Raw genomic sequence first — 11629 nt, forward strand, 5'->3', positions numbered from 1 at the left:
GATTGAACAGGGTCACTAAGATCCGGGCCGTGACCTATGCACAGCAGCCTTCCCTGAACGTCCACGTCACCCGGCGCCGCATCTTCGCGACGCTGATCGACGGCGTCGTCCTGAGCATCGTCCTCAACCTTCTGGGCCGGATCTTCGACGTCAAGGTGCCCTCGGGCACTCTCGACCTGACCACCCTGTCGTTCGGTGGCAGCCTGCTGACCGCCGTGGTCGTGCTCGCCTACTACATCGTGCTGGAGGGCTGGTTCGGCTGGACGGTCGGCAAACTCGTCACCGGCATCCGGGTGGTCGACGAGAACGGTAACCGGCCGGGCTTCGTGTCGGCCCTGGTCCGCACGCTGCTGCGGCTCATCGACGGCATCCTCGCCTACCTTGTCGCCTTCATCGTCGTGGTCAACTCGTCGCGCCGCCGGCGCCTCGGTGACATGGCCGCCAAGACCCTGGTCGTCCGCGCCTGACCGGCGGGCCGGTCAGATCGGTGCCGGGCGCCGGATCAGGACGTCGAGCGACAGGGCGACGGCACCCAGGGCGGTGACGGCCAGCGTCACCTGGGCCGCGGCGGCGGCCGACAGCAGCAGGCCGTTGGTGAGGGCCTCGACCAGGACGATGCCGCAGACGACGGTGAGCGCGCCGCCCCGGCCGCCGCGGACGCTGGCGCCGCCCGCAATGGCGGCGACGATGGCGGCCAGGCCCAGGCTGGTGGTGGGCCACGGACCGGCGGCCTGGGCCCGCCCGATGTCGGCCAGGCCGGCCAGCGCGGCCAGCACGCCGACGATGACGAAGCCGAGCAGTTTCGTGTGCCGGGCGCCGGTGTCGCCGGAGTCGTGGGATCGGCCGGCCCGGTCCAGGCTCGCCGCCACGCCGGGGTTGGCGAGGGCCAGGGCGAAAGCGAGCAGGATCAGCGCCAGGACGACGATCTCCGGAGTGCCGATCCACCACCGGAGTTGCCGGTCGGTGACCGGGACCACCTGGTCGCCGAGGATGTAGTAGCGGAGCAGTTCGGCCAGGCCGAGGACGCCGAGCGTGCCCAGCAGGGCCGGGAATCGGGCCCCTCCGACGGTGCCGGCCAGCACGCCGTTGAATCCGCCGACCACGGCGCCGGCCAGGATCGCCGCGATCACCGCGGCGCCCAGCGGCCAGTGGTGGGTGCTGACCAGGACGGCCGTGCCCGCTCCGGTGAGGCCGGCGATCGAGGCGGCCGACGGATCGATGTAGCGCATCCGCAGCAGCAGCGTCTGGCCGACGGTGAGCAGGCCGAAGCTGACCGCGGTGATCGCCATGTTCCGCAGGTTCCGCGGGTCCAGGAACACGTCGGTCCGCGACTGGAAGTACAGCGCCCCGACGACCACCACGACCACGACTCCGGCGGCCCAGCCGGCCCGCTCCCCGGCCACCTCGCCCGTGCCGGGGGAGGTCACCGGGACGGCCGGACCGTGATCGTGCCGAGGAACGCCGTCACCTGGACTCCTCTCACCGGGACGCAAGGATTGTGGACCCGGCCGCGCGGGGCTGCCATCCCCCGGGAGTGTCGGGGCGGGCCGCTAAACGGCGGGCAGGTAGCCGGGCCGTTCGCCGCCACCGTGGACGGTGACCGCCGCCCCGGACATGTACGCGGCCAGCGGCGACGCCAGGAGCAGGCACACGCCGGCCACCTCCTCCGGTGTCGCCGGCCGCCCCAGCGGGATGGTCCGCGCCACCGCCTCCGGGTCGAGGCCGAGGTCGCCGATCGGGCCGGGGACGACGCAGTTGACCCGCACGGCCGGGGCCCATTCGGCGGCCAGGCTGGTCGCGAGGTGGTGCAGGCCGGCTTTGGCCGCGCCGTAGGCCGCCGTTCCGGGTGACGGGCGGGTGCCGCTGACGCTGCCGATCATCAGGATCAGGCCGCCGCCGGGCTGTGTCCGCATGACCGCGTTGGCCGCCTGGGCCACGTGCAGCGGCGCGATCAGGTTGAGTTCGATGATCTTCGCGTGCAGCCGGGGGGACGCGGTCGCGGCCGGGGCCGGTGGGGCGCCGCCGGCGTTGTTGATCACCACGTCGACCCGTCCCAGCCGTTCCTCGGCCGTGGCCAGCAGGGCGGCCGCCTGGGCCGGGTCGCGGACATCCGTCCGTACACAATCGATCGGCCCTTGATAGGGACCCCGGGAACAGATCAGCAGGCGGGCGCCCGCGGCCAGGAAGGCCGAGGCGATCGCGGCGCCGAGGCCGCGGGTGCCGCCGGTGACGACCACACCGCGGCCGGTGAAGTCGAGGGGATCCATGGCGCGATGCTAGCCGACCAAGCAAGCGCTTGGTTAGACTCGCGGCATGGGCGTACACCTCGAAACCGGCGCCGTCGCCGAGGTGGTGATCGACTTTCCGCCGGTCAACGCGGTGCCGGCGGCCGGCTGGCAGTCCATCGCCGACCTGGTCGGCGCGGCCGGGAACGACCCGGCGACCCGGGTGGTGGTGCTGTCCGCGCGGGGCCGGGGCTTCTGCGCCGGGGTCGACATCAAGGAGATGCAGCGTTCCGCGGGCCACGAGGTGCTGCTGGCGGCCAACCGGGGGTGCGCCGCCGCGTTCGCCGCCGTCTACGACTGTCCGGTTCCGATCATCGCCGCCGTGCACGGCTTCTGCCTCGGCGGCGGTGTCGGCCTGGTCGGCAATGCCGATCTGATCGTGGCCGCCGACGACGCCACGTTCGGCCTGCCCGAGGTCGACCGGGGCGCGCTCGGCGCCGCCACCCACCTCGCCCGACTGGTCCCGCCGCAGCTCATGCGGGCGATGGTCTACACCTGCCGGCCGGTCACCGCCGCCGACCTGCACCGCTTCGGCACCGTCCACGAGGTCGTGCCGGTCGCGGAACTCTCCGCTGCGGCCAGAGCGGTGGCCGAGTCGATCGCGGCCAAGGATCCGGTGGTGATCCGGGCGGCCAAGCAGGTCCTCAACGGCATCGATCCGGTCGACGTGAAGCGGTCGTACCGGTTCGAGCAGGGATTCACGTTCGAGCTCAACCTCAACGGCGCCGGTGACCGCGCCCGGCGCCATTTCATGGAGGGCCGATGACCGTGATGAGCGTCAATGACGTGGTCGCCGAACTGCGGGACGGCATGACCATCGGCGTCGGCGGCTGGGGGTCGCGCCGCAAACCGATGGCGCTGATCCGGGCGATCGGCCGGGCCGGGCTGCGCGACCTGACCGTGGTCTCGTTCGGCGGGCCGGACGTGGGACTGCTGGTCGCCGCCGGGTGCGTGCGCCGGGTGGTCACCGGGTTCGTGTCGCTCGACAGCATCCCGCTCGAACCGCACTTCGGGCGGGCGCGACAGAGCGGGACCGTCGAGCTGACCGAATATGACGAGGGCATGCTCTATTGGGGCCTGCTCGCCGCGGCCAACCGGTTGCCGTTCCTGCCGATCCGCGCCGGCCTCGGCTCCGACATTCTGAAGATCAACCCCGAACTTCGAACCCTGATTTCGCCGTACGCCGATGGCAGTGAATTGATCGCGATGCCGGCGATCACTCTGGACGCCGCATTGGTCCACCTGAACCGTGCCGACACGGGCGGCAATGCGCGATATCTCGGCCCGGACCCGTACTTCGACGATCTGTTCTGCCTGGCCGCGCGCCGCCGTTTCGTCTCCTGCGAGCGCCTGGTCAGCACCGCGGAACTGGTGGAGGGTGGGCCGCCGCAGGGCCTGCTGCTCAACCGGATGATGGTCGACGGCGTGGTCGAGACGCCCCACGGCGCACACTTCACCAGCTGCGTGCCCGATTATGATCGCGACGAGTCGTTCCAGCGGGAGTATGCGACGGCCGACTGGGAGACGTTCCGCGCCACCTATCTGGACGGCGACGAGGAGCACTACCAGAAAGCGGTGGCCGCGCGATGAGCCGGGCCGACGTGTGCGTGGTCGCCTGCGCCGACGCGTGGCGCGGCGACGGCCCCGTCCTCGCGTCGCCGACCGGCCTTATCCCCCGGCTCGGCGCCCGCCTCGCGCAGCTCACGTTCGAGCCGTCGCTGCTGCTCACCGACGGCGAGGCCACGCTGACCCACGACGACGAGCCGGAGGGCTGGCTGCCCTACCGGGCGGTGTTCGGCGTGGTCGCGGCCGGCACCCGGCACGTGATGATGGGCGCGAGCCAGCTCGACCGGTTCGGCAACCAGAACATCTCCTGCGTCGGCGACTGGCGAAAGCCGACCCGGCAGCTGCTGGGCGTCCGCGGGGCGCCGGGCAACACGATCAACCACACCACCAGCTACTGGGTGCCCCGCCACGAACCGCGCGTCTTCGTCGACCACGTCGACCTGGTGTCCGGAATCGGTCATGACCGGGGCGCCGTCGAGATCCGGGTCGTGGTGACCAACCTGTGCGTGCTGGACTTCGCCACGCCGGACCGGTCGATGCGGCTGCGCTCGACCCACCCCGGCGTGACGGTCGGCGAGGTGCTGGCCGCGACCGGTTTCCCGATCACCGTGCCACCGGACGTGCCGGAGTCGCGCCTTCCCACCGCCGAGGAAATCACGCTGCTGCGCGACCGGCTCGACCCGGACGGCCGCCGGGAGTTCCGATGAGGACCCGTCTCACCGACCTGCTCGGCTGTCCGCATCCGATCGTGCAGACCGGCATGGGCTACGTCGCCGGCGCCGCCCTGGTCACGGCCACCTCGTCGGCCGGCGGCTTCGGCATCGTCGCCTCGGCCACGATGACCGTCGACGAACTGCGCACCACCATCGAGAAGATCAAGACCGGCACGGACGCGCCGTTCGGCGTCAACATCCGCGCCGACGCCGCGGACGCCGAAGACAAAATCGATCTTCTCGTACGGCATCAGGTGCGCCTCGCGTCGTTCGCGCTCGCCCCCAGCCGCGACCTGATCCGGCGCTGCGCCGACGGCGGCGTCCTGACCATGCCGTCGGTCGGGGCGCGCCGCCACGCCGAGAAGGTCGCCGAGTGGGGCGTCGACGCGGTCCTGGTCCAGGGGGGTGAAGGTGGCGGCCACACCGGGCCGGTCCCGACCACGCTGCTGCTTCCGCAGGTGGTGGACGCGGTCGGCATCCCGGTGGTCGCGGCCGGCGGCTTCTTCGACGGGCGGGGCCTGGTGGCGGCGCTCGCCTACGGCGCGTCCGGTATCGCCATGGGCACCCGCTTCCTGCTGACCACCGACAGCCCGGTCGCCCTCGACGTCAAACGCCGCTACCTGGCCGCCGGCCTCACCGGAACCGTCGTCACCACCCGGGTCGACGGGGTCCCGCACCGCGTCCTGCGAACCCCGTTCGTCGACTCCCTGGAACGTGCCGGCCGCCTCTCCGGCCTGATCCGGGCCTTACGCAACGCCGCCGCCTACCGCCGTTCGACCGGCCTGTCCTGGCCCGACCTGCTCCGGGCGGGACGGGCGACCCGGCAGGGGCGCTCCCTGACCTGGGCCCAAACCCTGATGGCGGCCAACACCCCGGCGATGCTGCGCGCTTCCATGGTGGAGGGCCGCTCATCGTCCGGCGTCATGTCGGCGGGCCAGGTAGCCGGCCTGATCGACGACCTGCCCTCCTGCGCCGACCTCATCAACCGCATCATGAGAGACGCCGACGCCCGGCTGGCCGCCCTGGCCGGGTGATCAGGGTTGCTTCCCACGAATCCATGACGCCTGGCGGCCAATGGGCTTTGGGGTGGCCCTGACCACCGCGGAGGCCGCCCTGGAGGGATTCGCGTTCTGGGCCGGCCACGGCCCTGCGAATCCCGGAAGGGTCCCCGCGGGAGCTGCCCAGAAGGACCACAGCGGAGATGGGACATGAAGAATTTGATCTTGATTTTGGGGAAACACCCGATGCCCGGCCGTGGTGGGCCGGGCATCGGGCAGGTTCGGCCCGGTCAGTCGAGCGGCTCGGAGCCCTTCACCACGAAGGTCCAGTGGCCGGGCTCGAAGTCGGGGGTGACGTCGAACGACGCGACGTCGCCGACGCCCTGGTAGAGGTACTCGGCGTGCTTGCTGCCGACGTAGTATCCGTCGGCGGCAGGCGTGATCACGAACAGCTGCTCGGCCTTCTCGATGTCGCACGGCTTCAGCCGGAGACTGCCGAACGGGTCGAGGGCCTGTTCAAGGCACAGATTCTTGGGGCCGGCCAGGCTGAACTGATAGTTGTTGGTCTTGTCGTCGGTGTGGATCAGGTGGAACCGGAGCGCCGTGCCCTTCTTCGAGGCGCTCAGATAGCCCTTGCCCAGGTCGGTGATCGAGGCGCCGGAGCCCGCGGCCGTGACCGTGACGAGGGACTGCGCCTCCGGCAGCTTGGGCTTCTGGGCGACCGGCTTGCTCCGCGGAGCGCTCTTGACGACCGGCTCCACGCGCTTGGTGGCGGCCGGGGCCGCCGAGGTGGTGGCGGCCGGGGCGGCGGACGGCGCGGTAGTGGTCGTCTTCGTTCCGGCCGAGCACGCCTGCGCGGTGGCGGAGACGAGCACGAGGGCGGCGACGGCACTGATTCGGGAGATTGTGGTGTTCATCGGACTTCCTGTTCTCGGAAAAGGGCGCGACTGTGCCACGGACGTCGTGTGATTCGGGAGTGGGGCTAGTCGACCGGGGCGGCGGTGGCCGGACTGGCCAGGCCGACGACCGCGACCGCGGTGCTGTCCTGCACCAGCAGGATGCGGGTGGTGGGCTGCTCGGCGCCGGCGTCGGCCTCGGTGGCCCAGGCCTTCAGCGCGGCCTGCGACGCGTCGGGCAGGGAGATCTGCTTGTCGCTGGTGTTCACGACGACGGTGCCCTTCGGGCCGTCCAGCGTCGCGCACATCGCGGTGTTGTTCGCCTCGACGTACCACGCGTCGGTGCCGCACGGCAGGCCCAGACCGCCGAACCAGCCGTCGGTCTGGCCGCGCTCGGCCGGCTTGCTCAGCTCGTCACTGATCAGATAGACGTCGACGGTCGAGGCGCCTTCCGGCAACTGGGCGGGCCCGACCGGCCAGCCGATCCAGGCCACGAACGCGGCGACGAGCACGGCGACCGAGACCGGCGCCCAGATCACGAGGGGGTTGACGCGGGTTCTGGTGGTCATGACACATTCCTCTGTTCAGAGGCCGTTTTCATCGACCTCGTTCATGGGAATGACCCTACGGACGCCCCGCCGGACGGCCATCCGACCACGGTGCTCATCCCGCGTGGTACCGCGGTACCACGCGACTCAGACGAGCCCGTTCGTGTGCGCCCAGATCACCGCGTGCACCCGGTCACGGGCCCCGAGTTTGGCCAGCACCCGGCCGACATGGGTCTTCACCGTCGACTCGGACAGGAACAACTCCCCGGCGATCTCCGGGTTGGACAGTCCACGGCCGATCGCGACCAGCACCTCCCGTTCCCGGGTGGTCAGCTCCTCCAGCAGGGTCGCGCCGACCGGGTCGGGGGCCCGCCCGCCCTGGTAGTGGTCGAGCAGGGCCCGGGTGATCCGGGGCGAGACCACCGCCGCGCCGGCCGCGACGGTGCGGACCGCGTCGATCAGGTCGGCCGAAGGCGCGTCCTTGAGCAGGAAACCGCTGGCCCCGGCGCGCAGGCCGGTGAACGCGTACTCGTCCAGGTCGAACGTGGTCAGGATGAGGACCCGGGTGCCGGGACAGTTGGCGACGATGTCCCGCGTCGCCTCGATCCCGTCCATGATCGGCATCCGGACGTCCATCAGCACCACGTCGGGGCGGCGGTCCCGGGCCAGCAGGGCACCGGCCCGGCCGTCGCCGGCCTCACCGACGATACGCAGGCCGGGCGTCGCGCCGAGGACCATGGCCATGCCCTCACGCAGCAACTCCTGGTCGTCCACGAGCAGCAGGGTTATCTCAGACATCGGCGCCTTCTGCGGGATGGGGCAGGGTTACTCGTACGGTCCATCCGACCACCTGACGGCCGGCCTCGACGGTGCCGCCGTACATGGCGACTCGTTCGCGCATCGCGTTCAGGCCCTGCTCGCTGCCGACCGACGGGGCCGGCGTGGTGCCCCGGCCGTCGTCGGCGACCACGATCCGGATCGGGTCGTCGCCGTAGTCCAGGTCGACCAGGACGTCGGAGGGCCGGTCGGCGTAGCGCAGCGCGTTCGTCAGCGACTCCTGCACGACCCGGAACACCACCCGCTGCACACCCGGTGAGGCCGGATCCGGCCCGTGGCGGCGCAGGGTCACCGGCAGACCGGCGATCCGGAACGTCTCGATCAGGCTCTCCAGGTCACCGGGGGTGTCCGGGCTGTCGTCGCGCAGCACGCCGAGCAGCCGGCGCATGTCGGTCATCGCCTCCCGGCCCAGCGCGGCGACCCGCTGCACGGCTCTGGCGGAACGCTCCGGGTCGGTGTCGGCGACCGCGGTCGCACCGTCGGCCAGCCGGACCATGATGGTCAGGTTGTGGGCGACGATGTCGTGCATGTCGTGGGCGATCCGCACGCGCTCGCGGGCCGCGGCCAGCTTGCCTTCCTGCTCCTTCTCCCGGGCCAGCCGGGCGGCCCGGTCCTCCAGCGACCGCACGTGCCGACGGCGGGTGGCGACGGTCGCGCCGACCAGCACCGGAATGATCACCGCGAGCCCGTAGAGGCCGATGAAGGGGCCGAGCCCGTAGTGGCCCTCGCGCTCGTAGGTGACCACCCCGAGCACGGCCAGCGAGAGCACCGCGCCGATCGTCGCGGCCTGCAACGAGCGGTGCACGACCAGCGAATACATCACCACGGCGAACGCGAACAGCTGGGTGTCGCCGGACAGGGCGTCGCCGGTCACGGTCACCGCCAGCACCGCCCACGGCCACGACCGCCGCCAGATCAGCGCCAGCGAGATCACGGTGTTGAGGGCGACCGCCTGCCAACCGGCGCGGGTCATGTCACCGGTCAGCATGTCGAAGTCGAGGCCGGCCGCGAGGCTGATCACGACGATGATGACGGTGGCCAGGTGGGGATGGTTGGCCCAGAAGACCCGGATCCCGGTGTCGGGTTCCACGGGTCAGAGGTTCCCGAGAGCCGTCGACGGGTCGGCCCCGACCATCATGCTCACCACCATCAGCACCAATCTGACCAGCAGGACGGCGCTGAGGGCGAGGCTGACAGCGGACGCCGTGTGTTTGACGGCGAGCGTGACGGCGAACGCGAACAGCGCCACGAGCACGCAGTATCCGATATCGACGGTCAGCGCGCCGAGGACTGTGCCGTAGCGCACATCGACGGCGTAGGCCGGTATCAGGCTCGCTGCCCCGAGCACCACCGCGACCGTGGTCACCACCAGGGCTTTCGCGGTCATCACGGCGATCCGCCGGGGAGTGGCCAGCAACGTCGTCCGGATGGTTCCGGTGGCGTACTCCGAACCGGGCACGACGGCCGCCACCACGATGATCACCGCCTGGAGGACCACGGCGGCGAGGCGTCCGGACAGCGCCGCGGCGGCGGGGGTGAGAACCAGCGCGGTTCCCGCGCAGATCCAAAACGATGTGAGGGTACGGAGTTTCAGCCACTCGGCCGCGACCAGGCGGATCATCGGCCGCGAGCCAGAGCCAGGTAGACGTCCTCGAGGGAGGCGTGCACCGGGGTGTTCTCGACCAGCAGGATCCCGGCGCGGACGGCCAGCCCGGCGATGTCGGCCGAGGTCAGCCCGGTGACCTCCAGGCGGCCGTCCGGGCGCAGGGCGACGGCCGCGCCGCGCCCGCGCAGCAGCTTCTCCAGGTCGTCCGGGCGGTCGGTGCGGACCCGCACCGCCGGGACCGTGTGCCGCGAGATCACCTCGGCCGCCGGCGCGTCGGCGAGCACCCGGCCTCGCCCGAGAATGATCAGCCGGTCCATGTCGTGGGCCGACCCGCCGGTCAGGCGGCCGGTGACCAGGACGGTGCGGCCCTCCCGGGCGAGCGTGCGCAGCAGGGCGCGCAGCCAGGCGACACCGTCCGGGTCCAGTCCGGCCGCCGGATCGTCGAGCAGCAGGGCCGGCGGGTCACCCAGCAGCGCACCGGCCAGGCCGAGCCGCTGCCGCAGGACCGGGGAATAGACGCCGGCCCGCCGTCGCGCGACGTCGGCCAGCCCGGTCATCTCCAGGACCTCGTCGGTGCGGCGGTCCGGGATCCCGTGGGTCCGGGCGAGGATCCGCAGGTGGTCGCGGCCGGTGCGGCCGGGGTGCGCCGGCGGCGGGGCGAGCAGGACGCCGACCTCCCGCAGCGGGTATGCCAGATCACGGTAGGACCGGCCGTCGAACCGGCACCGGCCGGACGTGACCCGCTCCAGACCGACCATCAGGCGCAGCGTCGTGGACTTGCCGGCGCCGGCCGGGCCGACGAGCCCGTGCAGGGAGCCGGGTTCCAGGCGGAACGACACGTTCCGCACCGCCGTGACGCCGCCGTACGTCCTGGTCAGGTCGTGAACCTCGATCACCGGGCCGACGTTACGGACGGCCGGGCGGCCAGCCATCCGACCACGGTGCTCATCCGGCGTGGTACCGCGGTACCACAGCGCCGCTAATGACGTTCGATGATGGTGACGTTGGCCTGGCCGCCGCCTTCGCACATGGTGAGCAGACCGTAGTGGCCGTCGCAACGCTCCAGCTCGTGCAGGAGGCTGGTGAGCAGGCGGGCGCCGGTCGCGCCGAGGGGGTGGCCGAGGGCGATCGCGCCGCCGTTGACGTTGACCCGGGAGGGGTCGGCGCCGGTTTCGTGGAGCCAGGCCAAAAGGACGCCGGCGAAGGCCTCGTTGACCTCGAAGCGGTCGATGTCGGCGATGCGCAGGCCGGCGCGGTTCAGGGCGTGCGCGGTGGCCTCGATCGGGGCGGTGAGCATGAGGATCGGGTCGCCGCCGCGGGCCGACAGGTGGCGGATGACGGCGCGGGAGCGCAGGCCGTATTCGTGCAGCGCCCGGCCGGAGGCGACCAGCAGGGCCGCGGCGCCGTCGGCGAGCTGGCTGGAGGTGGCGGCCGTGGTGACGCCGCCGGGTCGCAGCGGGGCGAGCCCGGCCATCCGTTCGGCGCTCGTGTCCCGGCGCGGCCCCTCATCGGTGTTGCTCCTGGCGGTCGGTGCGATCTCGGCGAGGAAGCGGCCCTGGTCGACGGCCTGGATGGCTCGGCGGTGGCTGGTCAGGGCCCAGTCCTCCAGCTCGCGCCGGGTCAGGGACCACTTGGCGGCGATCTCGTCGGCGCTGCGGAACTGATCGACCTCGTCCGAACCGTAGCGGGCCGCCCAGCCGCGGGATCCCCGGTACGGCCCGTCGGGCCTCATCGCGCTGCCGATCGGCACCCGGCTCATGCTCTGCACTCCCCCGGCCACCACCAGGTCGGCCGTCCCGCTCATGACCGCCTGCGCGGCGAAGTGGACGGCCTGCTGGCCGGATCCGCACTGCCGGTCGACGGTCACCCCGGGCACGTGTTCGGGCAGGCCGGCCGCGAGCCACGCGGTCCGTGCGATGTCGCCGGACTGCGGCCCGAGCGTGTCGACGCAGCCGAGGATCACGTCGTCGACCAGGCCCGGGTCGAGACCGACGCGGTCGAGGGCGGCGGTGATGACGTGTCCGGCCAGGTCGGCCGGGTGCACGCCGGACAGGCCGCCGCCGCGTCGCCCGACGGGGGTGCGGGCCGCCGCGACCAGGTGGGCAGTTTCCACGGTTGACCCCTTCGGCCGGATGGACTCTACTAGAACTTGTTCTAATCCAGGACCCCGGGCGGGCGCA

Annotated in this window: 14 protein-coding genes; 5 read left to right on the forward strand and 9 right to left on the reverse strand. The window is 72.0% G+C overall.

Features of this window, described 5'->3' with window-relative positions; all coding sequences use genetic code 11:
* The first annotated feature begins 29 nt into the window (after positions 1–29).
* Positions 30–467, forward strand: coding sequence for an RDD family protein (locus ACSHV8_RS20640; protein ID WP_436535368.1), 438 nt, complete (start codon positions 30–32; stop codon positions 465–467).
* A gap of 12 nt (positions 468–479) precedes the next feature.
* On the opposite strand, the gene ACSHV8_RS20645 is transcribed toward ACSHV8_RS20640, so the two are convergent.
* Positions 480–1427, reverse strand: a complete 948-nt coding sequence (locus ACSHV8_RS20645) for a hypothetical protein (protein ID WP_436535369.1) — start codon at positions 1425–1427, stop codon at positions 480–482.
* Positions 1428–1550: 123 nt separating this feature from the next.
* Positions 1551–2267, reverse strand: a complete 717-nt coding sequence (locus ACSHV8_RS20650; RefSeq protein ID WP_436535370.1) for an SDR family oxidoreductase — start codon at positions 2265–2267, stop codon at positions 1551–1553.
* Positions 2268–2313: 46 nt separating this feature from the next.
* On the opposite strand from ACSHV8_RS20650, the gene ACSHV8_RS20655 reads away from it, so the two are divergent.
* Genes ACSHV8_RS20655 through ACSHV8_RS20670 form a run of 4 tightly spaced genes read left to right on the forward strand, consistent with a single transcriptional unit; the run spans position 2314 to position 5598 of the window.
* Positions 2314–3051 (forward strand): enoyl-CoA hydratase family protein, encoded by a 738-nt coding sequence (locus ACSHV8_RS20655; RefSeq protein WP_436535371.1) that lies wholly within the window; start codon positions 2314–2316, stop codon positions 3049–3051.
* Positions 3048–3875, forward strand: a complete 828-nt coding sequence (locus tag ACSHV8_RS20660) for a CoA transferase subunit A (RefSeq protein ID WP_436535372.1) — start codon at positions 3048–3050, stop codon at positions 3873–3875. Before ACSHV8_RS20655 ends, ACSHV8_RS20660 begins: the two co-directional genes overlap by 4 nt.
* Positions 3872–4558 (forward strand): CoA-transferase subunit beta, encoded by a 687-nt coding sequence (locus tag ACSHV8_RS20665; protein WP_436535373.1) that lies wholly within the window; start codon positions 3872–3874, stop codon positions 4556–4558. The genes ACSHV8_RS20660 and ACSHV8_RS20665 overlap by 4 nt, the downstream gene beginning before the upstream one ends.
* A complete protein-coding gene (locus ACSHV8_RS20670) occupies positions 4555–5598 on the forward strand; it encodes an NAD(P)H-dependent flavin oxidoreductase (RefSeq protein WP_436535374.1) in 1044 nt (347 codons plus the stop codon). The genes ACSHV8_RS20665 and ACSHV8_RS20670 overlap by 4 nt, the downstream gene beginning before the upstream one ends.
* A gap of 254 nt (positions 5599–5852) precedes the next feature.
* On the opposite strand, the gene ACSHV8_RS20675 is transcribed toward ACSHV8_RS20670, so the two are convergent.
* The 7 genes from ACSHV8_RS20675 to ACSHV8_RS20705 all read right to left on the reverse strand — a co-directional run bounded on the left by ACSHV8_RS20675 (position 5853) and on the right by ACSHV8_RS20705 (position 11562).
* Positions 5853–6479 (reverse strand): hypothetical protein, encoded by a 627-nt coding sequence (locus ACSHV8_RS20675; RefSeq protein WP_436535375.1) that lies wholly within the window; start codon positions 6477–6479, stop codon positions 5853–5855.
* 65 nt (positions 6480–6544) lie between these two features.
* Positions 6545–7027, reverse strand: a complete 483-nt coding sequence (locus tag ACSHV8_RS20680) for a hypothetical protein (protein WP_436535376.1) — start codon at positions 7025–7027, stop codon at positions 6545–6547.
* Positions 7028–7153: 126 nt separating this feature from the next.
* Complete coding sequence (locus tag ACSHV8_RS20685) at positions 7154–7804, reverse strand: response regulator (protein ID WP_436535377.1); 651 nt, start codon at positions 7802–7804, stop codon at positions 7154–7156.
* The gene (locus ACSHV8_RS20690; protein ID WP_436535378.1) at positions 7797–8933 is read right to left on the reverse strand and encodes a histidine kinase; all 1137 of its coding nucleotides are present in this window, start codon (positions 8931–8933) and stop codon (positions 7797–7799) included. Before ACSHV8_RS20690 ends, ACSHV8_RS20685 begins: the two co-directional genes overlap by 8 nt.
* Before the next feature lie 3 nt (positions 8934–8936).
* Positions 8937–9464 (reverse strand): hypothetical protein, encoded by a 528-nt coding sequence (locus ACSHV8_RS20695; RefSeq protein WP_436535379.1) that lies wholly within the window; start codon positions 9462–9464, stop codon positions 8937–8939.
* On the reverse strand, positions 9461–10381 hold the full coding sequence (locus tag ACSHV8_RS20700) for an ATP-binding cassette domain-containing protein (protein WP_436535380.1): 921 nt from the start codon (positions 10379–10381) through the stop codon (positions 9461–9463). Before ACSHV8_RS20700 ends, ACSHV8_RS20695 begins: the two co-directional genes overlap by 4 nt.
* A 47-nt stretch (positions 10382–10428) precedes the next feature.
* Positions 10429–11562: an acetyl-CoA C-acyltransferase gene (locus ACSHV8_RS20705; RefSeq protein WP_436535381.1), complete on the reverse strand. Its 1134-nt coding sequence runs from the start codon at positions 11560–11562 to the stop codon at positions 10429–10431.
* Positions 11563–11629: the final 67 nt, after the last annotated feature.

It is taken from the genome of Actinoplanes sp. HUAS TT8 (assembly GCF_051380535.1).
Lineage (GTDB): Bacteria > Actinomycetota > Actinomycetes > Mycobacteriales > Micromonosporaceae > Actinoplanes.